This window comes from Synechococcus sp. R55.2 (genome assembly GCF_047462075.1).
Lineage (GTDB): Bacteria > Cyanobacteriota > Cyanobacteriia > Thermostichales > Thermostichaceae > Thermostichus.
The window spans coordinates 1-23,898 of record NZ_JANSIH010000102.1; the positions used below are offsets into that span (position 1 = coordinate 1).

Here is a 23,898-nt window from a genome sequence, read left to right on the forward strand (position 1 = left end):
GCTTAAGTATCCAAACCAAATCACATAATTTCTTAGATATCCGAGGGGTGGTGAAAACTTATCGGAATCCGCGTGGGCAGGATTTGGTGGTGCTCGATGGCATTGATCTCACCGTAGGTGAAACTGAATATGTCTCGATTGTTGGACATTCCGGCTGCGGTAAATCCACCTTGCTCAAACTGGTGGCAGGGCTAGAGCAACCAACGGAGGGATCCCTGACCCTAGAGGGCAAGCCGATTCGCAAGCCGGGAGCCGAGCGGATGATGGTATTTCAACAATATTCATTGTTGCCGTGGCTAACGGTGCGGGACAACATTCAGCTTGCGGTGGATGAGGTGCTCAAAACCAAATCCCGTCAAGAGCGGCGGCAGATCACCGAAGAGCACATCCGCTTGGTTCATCTGGAGGCGGCTGCCGACAAATATCCCGATCAAATTTCTGGGGGGATGAAACAGCGGGTAGGAATTGCTCGGGCTTTAGCAATTCGGCCAAAGTTATTGCTCATGGATGAGCCATTTGGAGCTTTGGATGCCCTCACTCGACGCCGACTTCAGGAAGAGGTTTTGGGTATTTGGGAAACACACCGCCAGGCTGTTATCATGATTACCCACGATGTCGATGAGGCCGTCTATATGTCAGACAGAATTGTTTTGATGAGCAATGGCCCCAAGGCCCGGATTGCCGAGATTTTAAATGTCAACCTGCCGCGTCCACGCCCCAGTCGTCATGATTTGCGCGAGATGAAAACCTATCACGAACTGAGGAATCACGCCTTGGATTTCTTGGAAAGATCTTACAAGTCATAGCCTGAAAGTGACAGCCCAACCAACGGGCTCACTTTTATGGTTACAAGTTAGGTTGAGACACTTCCCGACTGCTCTGCGCCGCTTCCGCAACCACCCCCGGCCCAAGGAAGAGAAAAGCTGGGAAGCAAGGCAACGGGACAGTTTCACTCTTGACTTGAAGTGACTATAGGTCTGAGAAGTGCTCCGCAACCCCTATTCTCGCAGCCAACGGGTGGTGCCATCTTTTTGATCGATGAGGGTGATGCCCAGGGCTTTCAACTGATCCCGAATGCGATCTGCCTCTGAAAAGTTTTTCGCCTTACGGGCTGCCGAGCGCTGCGCGATCAGCTCCTCGATTTTTTTAAAGTTAAGTTCCCCATTTGTAGCTGCTTCTTTGGATCCCTCGAATTCAGAGAATGAGGGCCAACAGAATCCCAGAGTAGCCAAAATCTCCAGCAGAGCGGCGCTTTTTTGCCTCAGGGCCTGAGGCTCTAGGTGGGTTTGGCCTTGATGGGTGAGCAGGTTGTGTTCGCGGGTGAGTTCTTTGGCCAATTCAAAGGCGATAGCCAGCGCTTCAGGGGTGCCAAAATCATCGTCCATAGCAGCTTGAAAGGCTTGCATGGCCTCAGCATCAGGGGATCCCTTTTCTTCTTTGCAGAAGTGCTGGGCACAGTGGATCCCTTTCTGGAGGGTTTCCCAGCCACGGCTAGCCGCCTGCATGGCTGCCTCGGTGAGATCTATGGGGCTACGGTAGTGGGTCTGCAACAGAAACAGCCGCAAGGCCATGGGGTGATAGACGGCGAGGGCCTGTCGCAGGGTGGTGAAGTTGCCCAAAGATTTGGACATTTTCTCGCCGTTGATGTTGAGAAAACCGTTGTGCATCCAGTACTTGGCCATCGGCTTGCCGGTGATTGGCTCCGATTGGGCCAGCTCATTTTCGTGGTGGGGGAAAATCAAATCTGCCCCGCCGGCGTGAATGTCGATGTGATCTCCCAGGGTCTCCCGCACCATGGCGGAACATTCGATGTGCCAGCCCGGTCGTCCCCAACCCCAAGGGGAGGCAAACCCCGGCTCAGAAGGGGGGGCCGCTTTCCAAAGGGCAAAGTCGAAGGGATCCTGTTTCTCAGCTCCTTCTTCTCCTACCCGGCCACTGGCTCCCGCCTCCATCTCCTCCAGTTTTCGACCGGATAGCTGGCCGTAATCCGGGAACTTGCGGACAGAGTAGTAAACAGAGTACTGAACAGAGGCGGGGGTCTCTGGCTGGTGTCCCGCTTGCCGGAGGGAAGACTGGTCGGTCTGGTGTCGAATCGGATCCCGTACCCGGTAGGCAAAGCCTTTGAGCTCCAAAGATTGGATCAACTGGAACATGGCTTGCAGCGATTGCGTTGCCCTCGGGTAGAGATCGGCCCGCTTGATGTTCAGGCGATCCATGTCCTGGAAATATTCGGCGATGAAGCGCTCCGCCACCGCTTGCATGGATTCGCCACGTTCCAACGCCCGCTTGAGGATCTTGTCGTCCACATCGGTAAAATTCTGCACATACTTCACTCGGTAGCCGCGCCACTCCAAGTAGCGACGCACCATGTCCCAAACCACGTAGGTACGCGCATGGCCGAGGTGGCAGAGGTCGTAAACCGTTACACCACAGACATACATCCGCACCAGGGGCTTCTCCCCCGCAACCGGAGCTGCGGATCCCTGGGAATTGCCGACGGAAACGGATTGAGATCCACCTGCTGCCAGCGGCTGAAACACTTCCTTGCGGCGAGTCAATGTGTTATAGACAACCAAATCCATGGGTATCCCTAGTTTGTAGTTTCAGCTACAGCAAAACAGGCTTTGTCTTCCAAAAAAAGACGATGGCGCACTTTGTCTTGAATCGGATGAGGCTCGACAAAATCTCAACGAGCCAAGGGCTGGAACCATTGTGAGGCAAGCATTGTGGCTGAAATTACCTGCCAAGACTTGTCTAGATTTGTTAACTACGGTACTCTAACCTGAGTGCGAGCTAGCCTGTTCATTAGCGAGCTCCACCCCGGCTTGAGTCACCCCTGGGGTGCTCGGTGCCGAGGGGCTTATGCCCCTCATTTTGACATCTTCTTCTCTTGCACTCTAGTGTCAGCCTGTTGGTGTGAGGATGCCTTTAAAACCCACTTTCCCCAATCCCCAAAACGGGGAGCTGGATTTCCGCGGTGCTGCCGTGAGCACCCTTTCCCCCCCACCCCCAAAGGGCTCGGCAGGGATCCCTTCAGAACAGTCCTGGACTTCTGCGGATTCATCTGCCGAGGAAGCCTATCTTCTGGAGTGGGCTCCAGCCCCTCTCTCTGGGCGGTCGAAGCCAAGATGGGTTGGTTTGGCCCTCTCTCTCAGCTTAACGGGCCTGGTATGGCTTCTGAAGCTGGAGGCGGATCCCTGCGCAGAAGCTGGGGAAGAGCAGCTGCCGGCCACCCCCAGGTGCCCAACCGAGCCTGAGACAGCCCATCCAGAGCCGGGGGATTCTGCTCCTGCGCGTCGGGGATATCCGGCTTGGGCCACTGGTCTTTTGCTGATGCTGGGCTTGGCCGGAGTCGCTACCCTACAGCAGCGACAGTTGAATCGCCCCCTGTCTCCGGCGGTAGAGCCGATCCCACCCTCTGTGCATACGCTATCTGGCGCTCTGCAGCAAAACTACGAGCGGAAAAAGGAGCAGCTGCGCCAAGCCTTCGCAGAAGGGCGAATCCCGACAGGAGAAGGGCCCAGAGGCATTCTGGAGCATGAAATTCAGCCGGGGGAAACCCTCTGGCAACTGACCCAGATGTATCAGCTCGACGCGGCTGCCATCACCGTCTCCAATGGTATTCAGGCCAGTACTGAGCTGAAGCCGGGGCAAGTTCTCCTCATCCCCAGCCAACCGGGATTGATCTACACCGTCAAGCAGGGAGACACGCTGGAGGACATTGCCAACCGCTACCGAGTTCCCCAGCAGCGGATTATCGAAGCGACTCCTCTGGATCGCCCGGAATATCTGCGCATTGGCCAACGCCTGCTCATCCCCGGCGATGTGGGCGAGTTGATCCAGCGTCAGAAGGAGATGATCGCTGCCCAGAAAGCTCGCGAAGAGGAAGAGCGCCGCCAGCAAGAGGAGGAAGCCCAACGCCAAGCCGAAGCCCAAGCTCGATTACAGGCGGAGCAGCAACGCCGGGCCCAGCAAATGGAACAAGAACGGCAGGCCCTCTTGGCCGGTGGATCCCTGACCCACACAGTTGGAGCCGGTGACACCATCGAACGGATCGCCGCCCGCTATGGGGTAACTCAGCGATCCATTATTCAAGCCAACAACTTGCGCAATCCCCACTGGCTGCGCATTGGCCAACGCCTTACGATTCCGGCGCCGGGTACGCAGCCCACCCCAGCTCCCGCCCGACAGGCTCCGCCAGCGCCCCCTCCAGCCCCTCCCCAGGTTCGCAGCAGTGGGTTTGTCTGGCCGGTCTCCGGGCAAATTACCTCTGGCTTTGGCTACCGTCGCGGTCGCCTTCATGCAGGGGTAGATATTCCTGGCCCCGTGGGATCCCCCATTGTAGCCGTTCAGGAGGGAGTGGTGATCTTCGCGGGGAATGCTGGGGATGGCTACGGCAATCGAGTGGACATTCGCCATCCCAACGGAATTGTTACTCGCTATGCCCACGGCCATCAGATTTACGTTTCCACAGGCCAGTACGTGCAGCAGGGGCAGACAATCATGAGCCGCGGCAGCACTGGCTGGAGCACAGGGCCGCATCTGCACTTTGAAGTCCGCCCCGGCGGGGGCGCGCCTGTGGATCCCCGGCCCTATCTGCCCTGATCCTGTCCCAAAGCGAGACTACACAGAACAGCCAGCCTGGCCATAAATTGCTAGCCTAAAAACAGCAAACTCCAGACCGTAGGAACACGCCGATGCAGTGGGTGAACGCGCTCTCCCAGCTCCCTTCCCTAGAAGCGGCTCTGCGGCAGGTGGTGGAGGAAGCCAAGGCCAAGCTTCAGGCGGCCCAGCTGAAAAGTGCCTTGAGTCGGCAGGTGCAGACGGTGGGATCCGGCAGCTTGCCGGGGCTGCTGACAGGGTATGTTCCCTCTCAGCCTCTGCGGCCCAACCTGGGGGTTTTGTTTGTGTCGGCGGCCTTTGCCAGCGAATACATCCGGGTGTTGCCATTGCTGTCGGGGCTGCTGGAGGTGGACGTTTTGATCGGCTGCTCCGGGGGTGGCATTGTGGGTGGCGGGCATGAAATTGAGGATGGCCCGGCTCTCTCCTTGTCTTTGGCGGTCATGCCGGAGGTGGTGCTGCATCCTTTTCATCTGCGGGGGAACCAATTGCCAGACTTGGATGCGGCTCCTTCTGCCTGGGTCGATTGTGTTGGGGTTTCGCCGCAGAGCAAGCCTCATTTTCTGCTCTTGGCCGATGGATTTTCCTCTGGCATCTCAGAGTTGCTGCAGGGGTTGGATTTCGCCTATCCGGGATCCGTCAAAGTGGGGGGATTGGCCAGTGGGGGCCGCGGCCCTCGGGGCAATGCTCTGTTTTTGCTGGATGCGCGTACCCTCACACCTCGGCGGGAGCTGTATCGAGAGGGCACAGTGGGGCTAGCGCTCTACGGCAATGTGGTGCTGGATGCAGTGGTGGCCCAGGGGTGTCGCCCCATTGGGGATCCCTTGCGGGTGACGGAAGCAGAGGGGAATGTGATTCTTGGCTTGGAGGGTCGCCCTCCTCTAACGGTTTTGCAGGACTTGGCAGAGCGGCTCAGTCCCGTGGATCAGCGATTGGCCCGCCACTCTCTCTTCATCGGCCTGCTGATGGATGAGTTCAAGTCGGAGCCGACGCCGGGAGATTTCCTCATTCGCGTAATCTTGGGCGTTGATCCGCGCGTGGGGGCGCTGGCCATCGGGGATCAGGTGCGCCCTGGCCAGACGGTGCAATTTCATCTGCGGGATGCCCAGACTTCGGCAGAAGATCTGCGTTGGGCCCTCAGCCGCTATTGTGCCGAGCGCAACTTGAGGCAAAGCCCCTCTCAACCGAGGCCGGAGCCTTGTGGGGCGTTGATGTTCTCCTGTTTGGGGCGAGGCAAGGGCCTGTACGGCACTCCCGATTTTGACTCGCAACGGTTTCGGGAATTGCTTGGAGAGCTGCCCTTGGGGGGGTTCTTTTGCAATGGTGAGATCGGCCCCGTTGGGGGATCCACCTTTTTACACGGCTACACTTCCTGCTTCGGGATCTTCCGGCCCGCCCACTAGAGGGGGGATCCCTTGCCCTAAGAGCCGGCGAAATTGGATAGACTGGGGATCCCATGTCAACAGCTTGGTCAAGGGTTTCTCATGCAGCTTCATCTTAGCGAGCCGCCACTCACTCAAGGGGAATGTGCCCTGGTCTATTGCTTTGCCGCTTCCGGCGGGAATGGCCGCTTTCCTCTGCCCCCTGAGATCGCCTCTTGGGATGAAAAGGCGTGGTCAGGGCTGGTGGCGGAAACCGTTCAGGAGCAGGGGTTTCAGGGGAAGCCGAATAGCAGTGTTGCCCTGCGCCTGACAGGAGAGATCCGCAAACTGGTGTTGGTGGGGCTAGGGGATCCCGCGGCCCTAACGCTAGAAGCCCTACGACGGGCCACAGCCAACGGCCTGCGCCAGGCTCACAGCTTAAAAGCCAAGCAGGTGATGCTGTCTTTGCCGGAGACGGGGTTGGATCGGGTGCGTGGGGTTCAGGCGGTGGCCGAAGCCTGCCTACTGGTGGCGCACCGGGACAATCGGTTTAAATCTTCAGCCAAAGGGGAAGAGGAAAACAGCTTTTCTGTGCAGGAAGTAACTCTCTTGGTGCCGGGGTTGGCCCAGGCTCGCCCCGATTACGAAGTCGCGCTGCAGCGGGCCATTGAGATGGCGGCAGGAACCATCTTGGCTCGGGAATTGGTGGCTGCCCCCGCCAACATTGTTACTCCTCTTGCCCTGGCCGATACCGCCCGCCAACTGGCCCAGGAATATGGTCTAGAGGTGGAGATTTTGGGACAGGAAGAATGCGAGGCTCTGGGGATGGGGGCTTTTTTGGGTGTGGCCAAAGCCTCTGACCTGCCGCCCCAGTTCATTCACCTCACCTACAAGCCGCCACAAGGGGATCCCGTCACCAAATTGGCCCTGGTGGGCAAGGGGCTGACCTTTGATTCCGGTGGGCTGAACATCAAAACCGACTCCCGCAGCATCGCCATGATGAAAACCGACATGGGGGGAGCAGCGGCAGTTTTGGGAGCTGCACGGGCCCTAGCCGCCCTCAAGCCGCAAGTGGAGCTGCACTTCATCGTCGCTGCCACGGAAAACATGATCAGCGGCCATGCCATCCACCCAGGGGATATCCTCACCGCTTCTAACCAGAAGACCATTGAGGTCAACAACACCGATGCAGAAGGCCGCCTCACCTTGGCAGATGCCCTGGTGTTTGCGGAAAAGCTGGGCGTTGATGCCATCCTCGATCTGGCTACCCTGACCGGTGCCTGTGTGATTGCCCTGGGGGAAGAAATTGCCGGCTTGTTCACCCCAGATGAGACGCTGGCCCAGGAGCTACAGCAGGCTGCCAATCTTTCCGGCGAAAAAATCTGGCGCCTGCCGCTGGAGGAAGGCTACTTCGAGGGTCTCAGCTCCATTGTGGCCGACATGAAAAACACTGGTCCCCGCTCAGGGGGATCCATCACCGCTGCCCTGTTCCTGAAGCAGTTTGTGGAGAAAACCCCTTGGGCCCACCTGGATATAGCAGGCCCCGTTTGGACAGAGAAGGATGCAGGCTACAACAACAAAGGGGCCACCGGTTATGGGGTGCGCACCCTGGTGGAGTGGGTCTTGGCGCGGCAAGCCGCAGCAGCTTGCTCATAACCCCGCCTTTCTGGACGTTGGGCCTTGAAAAAGCATCTACTGAGGGAGGAGCCAAGGGCTGCTTGGCTGGAGCTGTCCGATCCCTAAAATAGGCTTAAAAAAGAGTCTAGGTATTGAGTAGCACTTTGCAAGGCTTCCCCTCAGGGAATAGGATCCCCGCATCAAAGTAGCTGGCACAAGGCCCCCTGCGCCGGATCCTCCCATGAAAGACCTTTACCGCGAGCTGGAATTACAGCCCAATGCAACTCTAGAAGAAATTAAAGAGAGCTACAGGCGGCTTGCCAAAGAATACCATCCCGATAAACTTCACCCAGATACACCTGTTAAGGGGCGGCAGTACATTGAGGAAAAGTTTAAGTCTATTCAGGAAGCATACTCGGTCCTGAGTGATCCTGTGAAGCGAAAAGCCTATGACTCCCAAAGGCTTTCCCAGACTTCGCCCACAAAAGGGAGCGGGTATGACCAAGACTTAAAAGCAGAACGCGGTTACAGCACACAAGATGGCAAACCTTGGCCCTTTGACTTCGACAAGATAAAGGAAGCTGCAGAAGAGATAGAACGTCGTAAGAAAAACATCGAGGCCAACTATAACCAAAGAGTAGAGCAAGTTAAGTCTGAGTTAAGGAGAAACTTGATCTCTATCGGAATAAAACAAGAGGAAGCTAAAATTGATCATACCTTTGCCACCAAAAGTGACACTATACTGGGTGCCCTCTCGCTTTTAGTCCTGAGCTTGTTCATTGGTGCCTTAAGTAGCTCAATCGGGCTTGTGCTCTTTCTAATCTCAGTTATTAGTCTTTTTATGGCCATTTTTGATAAAGGATATAGCAAGTCGCAAGTTGAGAGCGCTAAGAAGCTACAGGAAGAGGCAAAATCAGTAATAGCCCAGATAGAGAAAGATAGGAACTCGAAGCTTTCCCAGCTTGAGCTTCACTGTAGAAGTAGGATCGATCATTTTAAAGCTGTCCCTATCGAATCTATATCCCCATTTTATAAGTGGGCTGAGTGGGGAGGATCAGCTATTTTTGCTAACTGCAATGAAGGAAAAGGCAGATGCTAAAAGCCTAGAAGAAAACTTGAAGATAGCGGCTGGAGTTGCTGTGGGTATTGGCATACTAGCCGCCTTATTTGGGCTGGGAGGTGGATTTCACCCATTCTGAATCTCAAGAAGAGGCAAAACACTGCTTCATCTCCTGCAGCACCTGGGCATCTTGAGAGGCCGTTCTCGCGCCCGCTTGAGCAGCCCAGCACTTAAGACTCTCGATTTGGTCGCGGGCAATCGAGGCCAAGGGCACGGTTTCGCGGATGGCCTGCAGGATATCCTCTTGGGTAAAGTCCCGCCGGGCGCCGCTGCCACTGCCCCCAAAGGCGTTGTACATGGCATCTACGATGGCTTGCTCGATCTCGGCCCCGCTGAAGTCCTGAGCTGTGGCTGCCAAGGCTTCCAGGTCGAACTCCCGCAGGCGGCTGGGGCGCAACCGCTGCAAATGCACCCGGAAGATCTCTTTGCGCTCAGCGTGGGTGGGCAGGTTCAAGAAGAAAATCTCGTCAAAGCGGCCCTTGCGCAACAGCTCTGGCGGCAGCAGCGGCACGTTGTTGGCGGTGGCCACAATGAAAACAGGGCTGGTTTTCTCCTGCATCCAGGTAATCAGGCTGCCAAACACCCGGCGGCTGGTACCAGAATCTCCATCGGCACTGCTGGTGATGTTGCCAAAGGCTTTGTCGATCTCGTCGATCCAAAGCACGCAGGGGGCCATCGCCTCTGCCAGTTGGATCATCTGCCGCACCCGGCTTTCCGACTCGCCGACGATGCCGGCAAACAGCCGCCCGGCATCCAATCTCAGCAGGGGCAGCCGCCACTCATTGGCGATGGTCTTGGCGGAGAGGGATTTGCCGGTGCCCTGGATCCCGACCAGCAGCACGCCTTTGGGGTTGGGCAGGCCATAGCGCCGCGCCTCTTCGGTAAAGGCTTCTTGCCGCACTCGCACCCAGGCCTTGAGATTATCTAGGCCCCCCACGCTTTTGAGGGTCTCGCGGGCGGTGAAAAACTCCAGGATGCCGGTTTGGCGGATGGCCTGCTTTTTTTCCTCCAGCACCAGGTCGATATCGGCTTCGTTGACCTCCTGCTTGGCGGCCAAAGCGCGGGCCAAAACGCGGCGAATACGTTCTCGGCTCAGCCCTTGACAAGCTTTGACCAGTTGCTCGCGGGCTAGAGGGGTAAGCTTGAGTTTATCTGGGGCCACGTAGAGCTGGATGAGGCGGCTGATCTCTTCGCTGTTGGGCAGGGGAATATCGACGACGGTGATCTCCTCCGTCAGGTCGCTGGGCACTTCCAGGGTGTGGCTGAGCAGGATCAGCATCTTGCGGGTGCGCTTGAGCTCGCGGCTGAGGTTTTTCAGCTCCCGGATGATGGGAGCGTTTTTGTCGCTGCTGGCGTTGCGCAACACAAAGTGCAGATCCCGCAGCACAAACAGGGTGTCCTCGTTGGGGGCAGAGCGCCACACCCGCCCCAGAGCTGCCATGATGGAGCCCCGATCCTCGCCTGTATCTTGCCAGCCCCGCACCAAGTCCCAGAACAACAATTGCCGCGGTGGGTCTGTCCGTCTGGCTACTTGGGTTAGCACGGCATCGGCAGGCTCTTCTTCTGGAGAGACCAAGTAAACCAGGGGGTAGCGGGCCCGGATCATCAAATCCAGCTCTGTCACCAGCCCTGCTTGCAGCTCCGCCGGGATCTCGACCAGGGCAGGATCCCTGCTGTCTGGATTTGTTTTTCTTGCGGCTTCTGTCATCGCCTCTGGAGTTTAGAACATCCTTACTTCATCTTCCTCTCACTTGTTCAGAAACCATTTGGATTGGAACAGCCAATAAGCAGCAAAATGCTCACGGTTGAGCTTCACGGTTGATCTTTAGGATAGGGCAGGGATCCCTTGCAGTTCGGCCAGCATGGTGCGGGCTGTCTGGGTGGGATCGGCAGCTTCCATCAAAGCCCGCACCACAGCTACACGGGTGGCCCCAGCTCGACGCACCTCGGGCAGGTTGTGGGGATCGATGCCGCCGATGGCAAACCAGGGCAGGTGGGCTTTCTCGGCAGCCAGGCGCACGTACTCCAGGCCGGCAGGGGGTTTCTCCGCTTTGGTGGGGGTGGGGTAAACGGGGCCGACGCCGATGTAGTCCACGTCGCTGTTCAGGGCTTGGGCCAGCTCTTCGGCGTTGGTGGTGGACAGGCCAATGAGCCGCTGGGATCCCAGCAGTTGTCGGGCTTCAGCCACCGGCAGATCCGTCTGGCCCAGGTGTACCCCATCTGCCTGGCTGAGCAGAGCCAAATCCACGCGGTCGTTGACGATCATCAGCGCCTGGTAGCGGTTGCACAGTTGCCGCAACTGCTTGAGATCCCGCAGCATCTCGCCGTCGGGGAGGTTTTTGCGGCGATATTGCACCAGGGTCACCCCGCCCCGCAGGGATTTTTCCACCACCTCTAGCCAGTGGGGCACAGGGCTGGTCACCAAATAAAGATGGGCTGCCAGGAGACGCTGCCGCAGGGATCCGCCCAGCAGTTCACTTTCCAAGACGTAGAGCCGATAGCGCATGTCTTTGGCCAGCTTGGCCAGGCCAGGGGCCACCCAGTGGTGGGATTCGGCCAACTTGCCGTATTCTTCCAACACCCGCAGGGCTTCTTGCACACGGCTGCAATTGGCTTGCAAGAGGTGGCGGAGATCCCGCCGTTGCTCCTCTTGGGGGTGGGAGATCTGGGTGCCTGGATCGGCGGGGGTATCGCGGGCCAAACGCAGGGGATCGCTGTGCCAGCGGGCTAGGGCTTGGCGCATGGCCTTGCATTCGGCAGAGAGCTCTCCCTCTTCCAGGCCGAAACGAAACCATTCTTCCAAGACCCGTAGTCCTTCACGAGCTCGATCGAGGTTGGCATCCAGAATACGGGCGACGGCCTGGGGTTTCATGTTCCCTATACGTGGGAAGAGAGTTGCTTAATTTTTACCAAAAAAATGCGCCTAAAGCCCCGTCCTACCCTTAGCCGGAAGCAAGTCAGTGGGGTGGAGAGTAGTCAATTCACTGTAAATCGGAATGGTTTCCCTGAGGCTGTCCTTGGCCCTGAGGAGAAAGAGGGTGATGCCATAAGGCGTTAAGAAAGGCTTGCTGCGGCGTGTGTCCCCAGGCGAAGGCCCGTGGGCCGGCCCCTTCCGGCAAGTAGGCCCAAGCATAGCGCTCGCAGGCGGGAAAGTAGCGGATCTCCCACCAAGTTCCCCCTACAGGCACATCTTTCACTGCCCGCAAGAAAGGGCCGCGATGGCGGGCGAGGCGCTCTTCTATAAAGTAGGGGCCTTCCAGCTGAAGGGCTTCTACCGCTGCAATAAGCTCGGCTCGTTGTCGCTCATTTCGGATCATCTCCCGGGTTCCCCTCTTGGATTGGCTCTATTCTATGAGGAGATTTCTGGTGAGCTGGGGGATCCCTCTTGATTCAGCCCAGATTGCGCCTACGGCAAGCTGTGGAAACCCAATGGAATCCAACGAATCCACCGCAGGTGCTGTGTCTGAGCAATGGACACGGGGAAGATGAGGTGGGCAGTCGCCTTGCTGTTGCCCTAGTCCAACTGGGGATCCCGGTGCAAGCCTTGCCGATTGTGGGAGAAGGGACAGCCTACCAACGCCAAGGGATCCCCCTGCTGCCCATTGCCCAGGTGATGCCGTCGGGGGGGTTTATTTATCAGGATTGGCGGCAGTTGTGGCGGGATTTGCGGGCCGGTTTGCTGGGGCTGACGGGGCGGCAATTGGCGTTGGTTCGGCGGGCAGCAGCCCAGAGGAACCTGGTGCTGGCCGTGGGGGATATTGTGCCCTTGCTGATGGCATGGTGGAGCGGGATCCCCTACGTCTTTGTGGGCACGGCCAAGTCGGACTATTACTGGCGAGATGAACGGGGGCCCTACCGACGCCCCTGGATCCCTTTTGGGCAGCCGATTTCCGATTACCTGCCCTGGGAGCGCTGGCTGATGGCCCACCGACGCTGCCTGGGTTCTTTTTTGCGGGATGAGCTGACGGCTACAGCTTTGCAAAAACGGGGCCTAAGGGCCTTTTACCTGGGCAACCCGATGATGGATGGCCTAGAGCCACGCGGGACATTGCCTTTGGATCCCCACCGACCGGCCTTGCTGCTCTTGCCCGGATCCCGTCCGCCGGAAGCCTATCGCAACTGGGCTCTGATGATGCAGGTGGTGGAGCGGCTCCCAACGGAGCTGCAAGTCTATGCTGCCCTCAGCCCCAACCTGGAGCGAGACCCGCTTCAGGCTTGGATCCCATCTCAGCGCAGCGATGTGCTTCTGGTTTGGGGGGACTTCGGGGCCTGTGCCCAACGAGCAACGGTGGTGCTGGCCATGGCGGGAACGGCTACCGAGCAATGTGTAGGCTTGGGAAAACCGGTGGTAACCCTGCCGGGAGAAGGGCCCCAGTTTACCCCGCGCTTTGCCGAAGCACAGACTCGTCTTTTGGGATCCGCCGTCCACCTGACCTCAGTGGAGCAGGCTCCCGCCGTGGTTGGCCGGATTCTGGAACGCCTGGCCGCCGATCCCAACTACGCGGCTGAGTTGCGGGCCCATGGACGCCGCCGCATGGGATCCCCAGGGGCCGCCCGGCGCATTGCCGCTCAACTTCGAGATTGGCTCAAGCCATCCGGCCCGGTTTTGGAACCGTTCGAGCCAGACACATTGTGAAATATATTGTGAAATGGGGAGCAGGTCGTTAACAGGCCCGACTTATTGCTGTTAAGTTTAGTTTTCCGTTTTTAAGTATTTGATGGCCTTGAACCTTCTTTTGGGGTTGGAGAGCAGTTGGTGGATCCCTTGCTATGGGTGGGCGGGAACAGCTTTGGCCATTCCCTGGGCAACGGGGTGGGTCAAGGGCAGTGGCCCGCGCCCGGCAGCTTACCTCAACATCCTTCTGACTTTTGCCGCCTTTGCCCATGGCCTTTGGCTGTTGCGGCAGGTTTGGGGTCGGGATCCCCAGATCTTGAACTACCTCTGGTTTCGGGTGGCCGATCTGGATTTGACCCTGTCTTTGGAGATCTCGCCTCTGACAATGGGGGCCGTCGTCTGGATCAGCGGTTTGAGCCTGCTGGCCCAGATCTATGCGCTGGGGTATTTGGATAAGGACTGGGGCCTGGGTCGCTTTGCCGCTCTAATGGGCTTTTTCGAGGGGGGAATGACAGGGATCGCCCTCAGCGACTCGCTGTTTTTCAGCTATGCCCTGCTGGAGATGCTCACCCTTTCCACCTATTTGCTGGTGGGCTTTTGGTACGCCCAGCCTCTGGTGGTGACGGCGGCGCGGGATGCGTTTTTAACCAAGCGGGTAGGGGATCTGCTGCTGCTGATGGGGGTGGTGGCGGTTTCCAACTTTTCCGGGGCCTTGACGTTTTCCGACCTGCGGGACTGGGCGGCTACGGCCAGCTTGGATCCCACCTGGGCAGCTTGGATGGGCTTGGCCTTGATGGCGGGGCCCTTGGGCAAATGCGCTCAATTTCCGCTGCACCTGTGGCTGGACGAGGCGATGGAAGGGCCTAACCCGGCCTCGATCCTGCGCAATTCGGCGGTGGTGGCCTGCGGGGCTTTTGTGCTGATTAAGCTGCAACCGCTACTGGCCCTGTCGCCGATTACGAATGGGGTCTTGGTGGCCATCGGCACGATCACAGCCCTGGGCGGATCCCTGGTGGCCTTGGCGCAAATCGATATCAAACGCACCTTCTCCTACTCCACGAGTGCCTACTTGGGGTTGGTGTTTGTGGCAGTGGGAATGCAGCAGCCGGAGCTGGCCCTGGAGTTGCTGCTGATGCACGGCCTGGCTAAGGCGTTGCTGTTTATGGGAGCGGGATCCCTCATCTACACCACCGCTACCCAAAACCTGACGGAATTGGGAGGGTTGCGCAGCCGTATGCCCGCCACAGTTGCCGCTTTTGCCGTGGGATCCCTGGGGATGGTGGCTCTGCTGCCCCTAGGGTGCTTTTGGACGCTGACCCGCCTGGCGCTGGTCTACAGCGGGGTGCAGCCGGCCCTGGTGGGGGTGCTGCTGCTGGTGAATGGGCTGACGGCTCTCAACCTGGCGCGGGTGTTTGGCCTGGTCTTTTTGGGATCCCCTCAACCCAAAACCCGCCGGGCCCCTGAGGTGGGCTGGCTGATGGCTCTGCCCATGGGCATCCTGACGGTGCAAACCTTGCTCATGCCCTGGCTGTTGGGGCGCTGGGGGCTCTATCCCGACTGGAACCCGCAGCTGAGGTGGATGGCGGCTCTGCTGACGGCTGCTGGGCTGGTGGGGGCAGCCATTGGCGGCTGGCTGTACTGGGGGGACCAACGGAGGGTATATCTGCCCTGGCCGGAGTTGCAGGATCTGCTGGCCCACGACTTTTACACGGGGCACCTCTACCAAGCCCTGGTGGTGCAACCGGTCAGCGCCCTCTCCCGAGGATTGGAGTGGCTGGATCGCAACGGAGTGGACGGCTTGGTGAACGGGGTGAGCCTGGCCTTTTTCTTCAGCGGCGAAGCCCTCAAGTACACCCTGTCGGGGCGGATGCAACTCTATGTGCTGGTGATTGTCATCGGGATGGTGTTGGTTACAGCTTGGCTACTGCGTTCGCCCCATTTGGGGTTGGCCTATTGATGGGAGAGAGCCATGTTGAGCCTTTTGATTGGGATCCCGTTGTTGGGGAGCATCTGGATTGGGTTGATTCCCGAGCAGGCGGGGAAGGGCTTGCACCGGGCTTTGGCCTTGGGGTTTGGGTGGGTTTTGTTTGGCCTGAGCGCGGGGCTGTTGCTGATCTTTGACCCCCACCTTGGATCCCTGCAATTGGCGGAAAGGATGGCCTGGATCCCCCAGTTGGGCTTGGTTTATGAGGTGGGAGTGGATGGGATCTCTCTGCCTTTGGTGGTGATGACCGGGCTACTGGTGTTGATGGCTATTTGGGCCAGCGGCCAGGTGGAGCGGCCCCGCCTCTACTACAGCTTGGTGCTTATGCTGGCGGCAGCGGTGGCCGGAGCTTTTTTGGCTCAGAATTTGCTGCTGTTTTTCCTGTTCTATGAAGTGGAGCTGATCCCCCTGTATTTGCTCATCGCCATCTGGGGAGGGCCGCGCCGCACCTATGCCGCCACCAAGTTTTTGGTTTACACCGCTCTGTCGGGGATCCTCCTCTTGATTGGCTTTTTCGGCCTCAGTTGGCTGAGCGATGCCCACAGCTTTACCTACACCGTCCTGCAGGCCCACCCTTTACCTCGGCTGTCGCAGATCCTTTTGCTCATTCCCATTCTGCTGGGCCTGGCCATCAAGATCCCCTTGGTGCCCTTCCACACCTGGTTGCCGGATGCCCATGTGGAGGCTTCCACCCCCATTTCCGTGTTGCTGGCGGGTTTGCTTTTGAAGTTGGGCACCTACGGCCTGGTGCGCTTTGGCCTGCAGCTCTTGCCGGATGCCTGGGATCAAGCCGGGCCTTGGCTGGCCGGTTGGGCGGTGGTTAACGTGCTCTATGGATCCCTGAACGCCTTGGTGCAGCAGGATATGAAAAAGCTGGTGGCCTACAGCTCCATTGCCCACATGGGCTACATCCTCTTGGCTGTAGCAGCAGCCACTCCCCTCTCCCTAGTGGGATCCATCTTTCAGATGGTCAGCCATGGCCTCATCTCCTCGCTGCTGTTTCTTCTGGTGGGAGCCGTCTATGCCAACACCGGCACACGGGATCTCAAGCTGCTGCGGGGATTGCTCAACCCGGAGCGGGGCTTACCGCTTATTGGCAGCTTGATGGTGCTAGGGGTGATGGCCAGTGGCGGCACACCGGGCATGGTGGGCTTTATAGCTGAGTTCACCCTCTTTCGGGGCAGCTTTGCCGTCTTTCCCCTGCAAACGCTCCTGTGCATGGTGGGGACGGGATTGACGGCGGCCTATTTTCTGCTGATGGTGAACCGTGTCTTTTTTGGGCGCCTCTCGCAAGTGGCCATAGCCATGCAACGCCACGCCACTGAAGAGCGCCTGCCTGCTGTTGTTTTGGCAACGCTGGTGGTGTTACTGGGCCTGCAGCCTAGCTGGGCAACCCGCTGGGTGGAGTCCACCACCTTGGCCTTGGCCAAGGCTAACCTAGCTGGTGTTGCAGGACTGGTCACTGCCTTTCAGTTTGGGTTGTCTTCCTTTTGATGATTTGATGAGATCGACGGAGTTTCTTTTGCTCCCATGACTGCCACTCTTGCTCCTGCTCCTTCCTGCTTCTTTCTGGCCGGCTTATCTCCTCTGGAGCAACTGCAACTGGCTCCTATTGTCCAGCGCCTAGAGGCAGGGGGAGCCCTTGTGCCGGATGCCCCTGCCAATCGCCTAGAGGTCATTGGCATCCTGCATAGCTACGGCGAGGTGCTGGACGCCTATTCGCGCAATTTGATCTTTATTGCCGACCACCAATTTTTGGAGCTTTTTCCGGCGTTCAAGTATTTCAACGGCGAGATTACCCTGGGCAAATGGCTGCGCTACCTGTGGCATGACCGCATCAACTACGAGTTTGCCGAATACTGCATGAAGGCTATGCTCTGGCATGGGGGAGGGGGGCTAGACCGCTACCTGGATACCCCTGAATTTGTCGAGCGGGCCAAGAGAGCCATCCGGGCCAAAATCCGCTTCAATCCCTTCTTGCAGGGCTTGGGGATCTTGTTTCCCGACTTTGCTCTAGAACAGGTGCGCATGCTGGCTATGTACAGCGGCTTGGGCCAGTTTTGGCGGGTGATGAGCGATATTTTCCTGGCGCTGGCCAAGCGCTCTGAGACAGAACCCCACCTCACCATTCCCGACGTGGTGGCTCACATCCAGCAGGGGTTGGTGGCAGCTGCCGACAAGCCTATCACCTACACTCCCTGCATCTGGGGCCGCCGCTACGAGATCATCCCTCTCTCGGCGGGTCTGACTTTCCTATCAGATACGGCTATCCCCTATGTGGAAGCGGTGTTTTTCCGCTCCTTTCCCTTTATGGGCACGGTTTCCTACAACGCCCAGGCCGGTCAGATTCCGCAAGAGCAGGCGGATTTTGCCTATGGGGCCCTGTATGCCGACCCACTGCCGGTGGGGAGCGCCGGGATCCCGCCTACCCTGTTGATGCAGGATATGATGCGCCACCTGCCCCCCTACTTGCGAGAGCACTACCGCCGCCAGCCTCGCGGGGATGATGACCTGCGGGTGAAAATCTGCCTTAGCTTCCAAAAGGCCATGTTCTGTGTTACCACTGCCGCCCTGCGGGCTCTTGCCCCCTTCCCTCTGGAAACTCAGGATCCCCAGCAGCAAATGGCCAACCGAGAGTTTCTCACCCCTTGGTTGCAGCGATTGGCGGGATCCCGGCTGTTAAGCATGCAGGAAGTTTTTGGTATGTGATGCTGAAACTGCGCGGCAATACGGTGATGTCAAAGACAAGTTAAGGCTCGAGGGGCGTCCGTTATCTGAGAATGGTGTCTGGATTGCAGCCCTTGCACTGTAACATGCTCTGTTTTTGGTAACACGCGACGCTCGTTTTCAAGAAGTAGAGCGCTTGCAAATAGCAATGTGGTGAGTAAAGCCACCGCATAACAACCCGGTCGGAGCCAACTGCCGAAAGTCTTCAGGGTGGTCTTTCCATATTTTGATTCTGTTCCTTTTGCTAAATATGTAGGAAATCTAAGGGCTAACGGCCCCCAGAGCGAAAGGAACTGTGCCAAAAAGTCAGCCGCTTTTCGACCATTACAATCAACTGATAAGCTAGGGCGCTGATAACGGTGGCATAAATGATGGCCGCCCAGACGATGTCGAAATTGAAGCGAGCCGCCTCGATCCGGATGCGGAAGCCCAGACCAAGCCCCGGAGCGGCAAAGAATTCCCCCACAATGGATCCAATCATCGCCAAGGTGAGCGCCAGCTTGAGGGCATTAAAAATGTAGGGCAAAGATTGAGGGATCCGCACCTGCCAAAACACTTGCCCGGCACCGGCCCCGTAAGAGCGCATCAAATCCAATTGGCTGGGATCCACCGAACGCAACCCTCGCACCGTGTTGAGCACCACCGGAAACAGCACCACCACCGCCACCACTGCTGCTTTCGAGGGCCAGTCGATGCCAAATGCCCCCACCATGACCGGGGCCAAAGCCGGAATGGGAATACTGGAGAGGGCTGCCAAATAGGGCAAAACCCCCTGTTCGATCTTGGGAAAACGGGCCAAGAGCGCCCCCAGCAACAGGCCGGATCCCACCCCCAAGCCAAACCCCACCAGCGCCTGTCGCACAAAAGTTTGCACTGCATCTCGCATCAGGGCAGCTCGCGCCATCCAGGCGGCCTGCAACACCCGCGTTGGGGTAGGCATTAATCCCGGCGGCACCCGATAGCCCACCAGCAATGTCTCCGTAAGCAGTAGTCCCAACAGCAAAATCAGCAAGGGGGGCCCCCATCCCCGCCCGCGTCGGCCCAAGCCCCAGCAGCCTGATCCCCCAATCCAGGCGGCCAGCAAAACTGCCGGCAAAAACCAGCTTGGCGTTGCTTCTGGTACCGTTCCTCGCAGGATCCCCAAAGCCAGCAGACCCCAGAGGTAGAAGATCTCGTCTCTCCAAACAAGCAGGCCCTTCCAGAGGTTGAACGAAGCAGGTACAGCCGGTTGCATGGCCAATTGGGAATTGCGTTAACCCAGTCACCTTCTATCCAAAACCATTCTCACGGCCCAAGCAGAATCACAGAACACCACGTTAAGGCTTGGAAGTGGGATCCGGTTTTCGGCTAGAATATTCTCTCTAGGCGAGTGTTTTCTGGTTGAGTTGTGGGGTGGCGTAGCCAAGTGGTAAGGCAGAGGTCTGCAAAACCTCTATGCGCCAGTTCGAATCTGGCCGCCACCTTTCAAACCTCACTTGCATCCCAAGCAGGGCAAGCATGAAAGACAAGATGATATTGATGATCCCCGGCCCCACTCCCGTTCCCGAGAGTGCTCTGCTGGCGATGGCACGGGGGCCCATCGAGCACCGCAGCAAAGAGTTCACCGCCATTTTGGAAGAGGTCACCGATGGGTTGCGCTGGCTGCACCAAACCACCTCAGATGTGTTTGTCTTTTCCGCCAGTGGCACCGGCGCTATGGAAGCCGGGATCCTCAACACCCTCAGCCCTGGGGATCGGGTTTTGGTGGGGGTGAACGGCAAGTTTGGGGAGCGCTGGGCGGAAATGTCCGAGCAATTTGGCCTTCGGTGTGAGCGGGTGGAAACTCCCTGGGGGATCCCTTACCCCGTCGAGATCTTCCAAGAAAAGCTGGCTGCCGACCGGGAAAAAACCATCAAAGCTGTTATCCTCACCCACTCGGAAACTTCCAGCGGCGTAGCCAACGATGTGCAAGCCATTGCTGCTGCTGCTCGCGAGCATGGGGAAGCCCTCGTCCTGGTGGATGGGGTCACCAGCGTGGGGGCAATGCCGGTGCTGATGGACGAATGGGGCTTGGATGTGGTGGCCTCGGGATCCCAGAAAGGCTACATGATCCCACCGGGCTTGGGATTTGTAGCCGTGAGCCAACGGGCCATGGCCGCTTCACAACGTTCGACCTTTCCCAAGTACTACTGGAGCTTTAAGCTGGCGCAAAAGGCTCTGCACCAGGGCACCACTCCCTTTACCCCGGCGGTGAACCTGTTTTATGCCCTGCGAACGACGTTACAGATGATGCGGGCAGAGGGTTTGGAGGCCATTTACCGGCGTCATGCCAGGTTATCCCAAGCCACCCGCGCCGGTGTTAAGGCTCTGGGCCTTAAGCTCTTGGTTGATCCAGAATCTGCGGCTAGCCCCGCCGTGACAGCCGTGCTGGCTCCCGAAGGGATCAATGCCGATACCCTTCGCAGCATCTTGAAGAAGCAATTTGATCTGGCCACTGCTGCCGGACAAGATCACCTCAAGGGCAAGATCTTCCGCATCGGCCATTTGGGCTTTATCAGCGACCGCGATGTGCTGATGACCTTGGCTGCTCTGGAGTCGGCTTTACACACGGCGGGCTACAGCGACTTCACTCCAGGGGCAGGAACTCGTGCTGCTGAGGAAGTACTGGCCCACGGCTAGGGATCCCTTCTGAACCCTCAGCTCAGCGGCCTTTGACACATGGCACTGACCCCTACCCCTGGCTACAATGGGGGGACATGCTTAATAAAACTTCAGAACCCAAGGGTGGCTATGGCTGTCAGCTTGGAACGGGATCCCTGCGTGGTGGCTTCCGCTGTGGAGTTGCGGCAGGTGCTGCAGAGGGTTGGCCCCCATTCTTGTCCCTTGCAGTACAACTTTCACCTGCATACCCGCTGTTCGGATGGGCAGATGGATCCGGTGGATCTGGCGGAGCAAGCACGCCGGCACGGTCTGAAGGGACTGGCCATCACCGATCACCACACCCTGAAGGGCTACGAACGAGCACGCACCCACTTGGATCGTCCCGACGACCCCATCCTGTGGCCGGGGATCGAGATCACCGCAAACCTGTTGGGCTGTGAAGTGCATATTCTGGGCTACGGCTTCGATCCCACCGATAGCGTCCTGGATCCCTTTGCCCAAGGGGAGCAGGTTCCCGGCTTGCCCGCCGCCGACGCGATCCAGGCCATTCAAGCGGCAGGAGGCTTGGCGGTGTTGGCCCATCCCTTTCGCTATTGCCTGCCTGCAGAGGAAATTGTCCCAGCCGCAGCGGAGTTGGGAATAGATGGCCTTGAGGTCTACTACGCCTACAAAAACCCGGAGATTTGGATCCCTAGCCCAGAAGTGACGGAGAAAGCGGAAGAGTTGGCCGAGGCCTACGGACTTTTGAAAACCTGTGGCACCGACTCTCATGGCCCCAGTATTCTGAGGCGGATTTGAGCCAGGCTACCCAGGTGGAGAACGGGCTGCTACGGGCGTGGATAGAGCAACTGTCCAAGCCGGCGCAACTGCTCTGCAGTGCCCATACACAGCAGCAGATCCCCCGGCTGCAACAGGGTTTCTCCGCTGGGGCCACCGATCAACTGGCCATCCGCCCGTCGAATCGCCACCACCAAAGCTCCGGATCGGTTGCGCAAATCGGCTTTCCGTAGGGTTTGCCCGACATAAGGACATTCTTGGGCTGCCAGCTCGTACTCCTCTAGGTAAAAAGTGCGATCCCGACCGACAAGGATGCCATCCACAAAGTCCACAACCCGGGGGCGTAAGGCAGCCGCCGCCATGCGTTTTCCGCCCGTGATGTAGGGAGAAATGGCATGGGCAACGCCCGCCCGCTGCAGTTTTTGCAAAGCCTCTTCCGTATTGGCGCGGGCAATAGTGCGAATGCGGGGGTTCAGGGTGCGGGCCGACAAGACCACGTACAGGTTCTCGGCATCGGAAGATAGGGCGGCAATCAGTCCCTCCGCCTGTTGCACCCGCGCTTCCAGCAAAGTGGCATCTAGAGTACTATCCCCCTGGAGAGCCACATATCCCAGCTCTTGAGCCACCTGAATCGCCTCAGCAGACTGATCGATCACCAAAAATGGCACCCCTTCTGCTCGAAACTCTTGGGCCACCTGCCGGCCAATGCGCCCGAAACCGCAAATGATGTAGTGGTTGTTCAGCGCTTCCATCTGTTTCTTCCATTTCCGTTGCCGGATCCCTTCCTGAAAATGTCCCTGGATGAGGGCCTCTGTAAAGCGATTCACCATGAAGCCGATGCCCAAGACCCCCATCAGGATCAAGGCCACCGTAAATAAACGCCCCCGCTCCCCCAGCGGCCCCACCTCCATGAAGCCCACGGTGGTTAGGGTGATAACGGTCATGTAAAAAGCTTCCACCCAAGGCCACTGCTCCACCCCGTGGTACCAGAGGGTGCCGATCAGCACCACACACACCAATGCCCCCACGCCCAAGCCGAGGTCTCGCCGGATTCCGGGATCCCTTTTGGCAGCCTGGAAGGGGGGACGAGCAGAAGCCATAGAGCCCAGCCAGATCTAGCCCAGGAAAAGGAAGCAAGAACTAGAATGGGGAAGAACCCGTTGTTGTTCGGTAACAAGTGGAGTGCGGATGCCTGAATACATCAAAGTGGAATATCGGATCGACAAAAACGGACAGGTCACCGAGACCGTACTGAATGGTTCTGGCTCCAGTTGTACCCTAGCTACCGCCGGCTTGGAATCGGCGCTCGGAGCCGTGCAGAAACGGGAGCTCTTGCCGGAGTTTCACCAACTGACTGAAATCGAGAGGGAGTCAGAAGTCTCTTTGAAGCAAACCCGCTGACTCCATATCCATTTGCCTAGGGTTCTCACCATCTTCTCACTTTTTCTTTTTGCTCCCCTTTCCGGCCGTATTGCCGGCCCGTGCCGCTCCAACCGCAGCCTGAAACAGCCAAACAGCCAATGGAGCAGCGACAACCAAGATGATGCTGGTGGGGCCGACGCCAAAATCCGGCTCGCCAGAAGCCAACTCGAAAATTGAGCCAACAGCAGCAATGGCGCTGAGGCAGGAAACGGCCAAGAGCAGGTAACCTTTAACGCTGGTGGTCATAGAGAACCCGTTTGTGGACTAAACTTGTGCGGCTCGAAGACAAGCCGGTTAGATGCGTATTCATTCGCTAAAAAGCCCTCCCACTCCTGAGAGGGCTACCTTTCATGCTAAGAGCAGGGATCCCTGTCCAGCAAGGCAAAACCAAAAGTGGGATCCCTAGAAGTTCAGCACTTGGGGTGTGGATTTAGCCGTTCACGATGATCTTGCCGACCATTCCGGCCCCACGGTGGGGCGTGCAGTAGTAGGTGTACTCACCTGGAGGAACATCAACAAAAGCCGACTCCACCACCTGCTTAGGAGCAGTGAGCAGTGCCTTGTGGGAGAGCTTGGCGGCCAGAGCCGCATCTCCACCGGGCACCTTGTCGAAGACAACATTGTGGGGGTAGACCTTGTTGTTCACCCACTGAACGGTATCCCCTTGGTTGATGGTGAGAGAAGGCGGATCGTAGACCAACTGGGCCTTGTCAGATCCCATTTTGACAATGTAGGTCTCGGCAGCAGCAGGGTTGGACAAGAGCGCCACAGCCAACCCCCCAACCACAAGGCTGAGCAGGATGAGCTGCAAACGCTTCACCAGGTTGAAAACTAGAGACATGGATTCCTCTCAAAACGTAACAGCAGTTATCCCAGACTTTGCGGCTCGGTTGCCCCTTTCCAGGTTGCGAAGAGCACCCAGCCAGGCGGATGGGCAGCAGGGACAGTTGAATTCCCAATGCTCATTATAAGAGGGCTCATCCCAGAATAGAGCAATGCCCAACTGCGGGGCGGC

At 58.1% G+C, this 23,898-nt stretch carries 20 protein-coding genes and 1 tRNA gene; 13 read left to right on the plus strand and 8 right to left on the minus strand.

Going from position 1 to position 23,898, the window contains the following annotated elements:
* The first annotated feature begins 8 nt into the window (after positions 1–8).
* Positions 9–806 (plus strand): ABC transporter ATP-binding protein, encoded by a 798-nt coding sequence (locus NW838_RS03690; protein ID WP_414427520.1) that lies wholly within the window; start codon positions 9–11, stop codon positions 804–806.
* Positions 807–998: 192 nt separating this feature from the next.
* Here the strand turns inward: NW838_RS03690 and cysS are convergent, their stop codons facing one another.
* Entirely contained in the window at positions 999–2,582 is a 1,584-nt protein-coding gene (gene cysS / locus NW838_RS03695) for a cysteine--tRNA ligase (protein WP_414356819.1), read from the minus strand.
* 340 nt (positions 2,583–2,922) lie between these two features.
* Here cysS and NW838_RS03700 point away from each other — a divergent pair, with 340 nt between their 5' ends.
* The 4 genes from NW838_RS03700 (at position 2,923) to NW838_RS03715 (ending at position 8,697) form a co-directional block, all read left to right on the plus strand.
* A complete protein-coding gene (locus NW838_RS03700; protein ID WP_414427516.1) occupies positions 2,923–4,605 on the plus strand; it encodes a LysM peptidoglycan-binding domain-containing protein in 1,683 nt (560 codons plus the stop codon).
* Positions 4,606–4,697: 92 nt separating this feature from the next.
* Positions 4,698–6,023, plus strand: coding sequence for an FIST N-terminal domain-containing protein (locus NW838_RS03705; RefSeq protein ID WP_414356822.1), 1,326 nt, complete (start codon positions 4,698–4,700; stop codon positions 6,021–6,023).
* Between the two features lie 81 nt (positions 6,024–6,104).
* Entirely contained in the window at positions 6,105–7,637 is a 1,533-nt protein-coding gene (locus tag NW838_RS03710) for a leucyl aminopeptidase (RefSeq protein ID WP_414356823.1), read from the plus strand.
* A 202-nt stretch (positions 7,638–7,839) separates the two neighbouring features.
* Positions 7,840–8,697, plus strand: coding sequence for a DnaJ domain-containing protein (locus tag NW838_RS03715; RefSeq protein ID WP_011433414.1), 858 nt, complete (start codon positions 7,840–7,842; stop codon positions 8,695–8,697).
* A 103-nt stretch (positions 8,698–8,800) separates the two neighbouring features.
* Here NW838_RS03715 and NW838_RS03720 read toward each other — a convergent pair whose 3' ends face one another.
* From NW838_RS03720 to NW838_RS03730, 3 genes are all read right to left on the minus strand, one after another.
* Complete coding sequence (locus tag NW838_RS03720) at positions 8,801–10,324, minus strand: AAA family ATPase (protein WP_414427521.1); 1,524 nt, start codon at positions 10,322–10,324, stop codon at positions 8,801–8,803.
* Positions 10,325–10,543: 219 nt separating this feature from the next.
* Entirely contained in the window at positions 10,544–11,590 is a 1,047-nt protein-coding gene (locus tag NW838_RS03725) for a thiamine phosphate synthase (RefSeq protein ID WP_414357668.1), read from the minus strand.
* Positions 11,591–11,699: 109 nt separating this feature from the next.
* Entirely contained in the window at positions 11,700–12,035 is a 336-nt protein-coding gene (locus tag NW838_RS03730) for a hypothetical protein (protein ID WP_011433411.1), read from the minus strand.
* Between the two features lie 68 nt (positions 12,036–12,103).
* Here NW838_RS03730 and NW838_RS03735 point away from each other — a divergent pair, with 68 nt between their 5' ends.
* The 4 genes from NW838_RS03735 to NW838_RS03750 all read left to right on the plus strand — a co-directional run bounded on the left by NW838_RS03735 (position 12,104) and on the right by NW838_RS03750 (position 18,026).
* A complete protein-coding gene (locus NW838_RS03735) occupies positions 12,104–13,354 on the plus strand; it encodes a lipid-A-disaccharide synthase-related protein (RefSeq protein ID WP_414350715.1) in 1,251 nt (416 codons plus the stop codon).
* Between the two features lie 82 nt (positions 13,355–13,436).
* Positions 13,437–15,290: an NAD(P)H-quinone oxidoreductase subunit F gene (locus tag NW838_RS03740; RefSeq protein WP_414427517.1), complete on the plus strand. Its 1,854-nt coding sequence runs from the start codon at positions 13,437–13,439 to the stop codon at positions 15,288–15,290.
* Positions 15,291–15,302: 12 nt separating this feature from the next.
* Positions 15,303–16,811 carry an NADH-quinone oxidoreductase subunit M gene (locus NW838_RS03745; protein WP_414357665.1) on the plus strand — a complete coding sequence of 503 codons (1,509 nt, stop codon included), beginning with the start codon at positions 15,303–15,305 and terminating at the stop codon, positions 16,809–16,811.
* Positions 16,812–16,847: 36 nt separating this feature from the next.
* Entirely contained in the window at positions 16,848–18,026 is a 1,179-nt protein-coding gene (locus NW838_RS03750; RefSeq protein ID WP_414357664.1) for a CO2 hydration protein, read from the plus strand.
* 286 nt (positions 18,027–18,312) lie between these two features.
* Here the strand turns inward: NW838_RS03750 and NW838_RS03755 are convergent, their stop codons facing one another.
* Complete coding sequence (locus tag NW838_RS03755) at positions 18,313–19,278, minus strand: ABC transporter permease (protein ID WP_414427522.1); 966 nt, start codon at positions 19,276–19,278, stop codon at positions 18,313–18,315.
* A gap of 157 nt (positions 19,279–19,435) precedes the next feature.
* Between NW838_RS03755 and NW838_RS03760 the strand changes: the two genes are divergently transcribed.
* The 3 genes from NW838_RS03760 (at position 19,436) to NW838_RS03770 (ending at position 21,482) form a co-directional block, all read left to right on the plus strand.
* Positions 19,436–19,507 (plus strand) — tRNA-Cys (locus NW838_RS03760).
* A 34-nt stretch (positions 19,508–19,541) separates the two neighbouring features.
* Positions 19,542–20,702 carry a pyridoxal-phosphate-dependent aminotransferase family protein gene (locus tag NW838_RS03765; protein WP_414357662.1) on the plus strand — a complete coding sequence of 387 codons (1,161 nt, stop codon included), beginning with the start codon at positions 19,542–19,544 and terminating at the stop codon, positions 20,700–20,702.
* A 111-nt stretch (positions 20,703–20,813) separates the two neighbouring features.
* Positions 20,814–21,482 (plus strand): PHP domain-containing protein, encoded by a 669-nt coding sequence (locus tag NW838_RS03770; RefSeq protein ID WP_414357661.1) that lies wholly within the window; start codon positions 20,814–20,816, stop codon positions 21,480–21,482.
* Positions 21,483–21,511: 29 nt separating this feature from the next.
* Here the strand turns inward: NW838_RS03770 and NW838_RS03775 are convergent, their stop codons facing one another.
* Positions 21,512–22,561, minus strand: coding sequence for a potassium channel family protein (locus NW838_RS03775; RefSeq protein ID WP_414357660.1), 1,050 nt, complete (start codon positions 22,559–22,561; stop codon positions 21,512–21,514).
* An 88-nt stretch (positions 22,562–22,649) separates the two neighbouring features.
* Between NW838_RS03775 and NW838_RS03780 the strand changes: the two genes are divergently transcribed.
* Positions 22,650–22,862: a DUF2997 domain-containing protein gene (locus tag NW838_RS03780; RefSeq protein WP_414344087.1), complete on the plus strand. Its 213-nt coding sequence runs from the start codon at positions 22,650–22,652 to the stop codon at positions 22,860–22,862.
* Between the two features lie 36 nt (positions 22,863–22,898).
* Here NW838_RS03780 and NW838_RS03785 read toward each other — a convergent pair whose 3' ends face one another.
* Entirely contained in the window at positions 22,899–23,129 is a 231-nt protein-coding gene (locus NW838_RS03785; protein ID WP_011433402.1) for a hypothetical protein, read from the minus strand.
* Between the two features lie 184 nt (positions 23,130–23,313).
* The gene (petE, locus tag NW838_RS03790) at positions 23,314–23,724 is read right to left on the minus strand and encodes a plastocyanin (protein WP_414328834.1); all 411 of its coding nucleotides are present in this window, start codon (positions 23,722–23,724) and stop codon (positions 23,314–23,316) included.
* Positions 23,725–23,898: the final 174 nt, after the last annotated feature.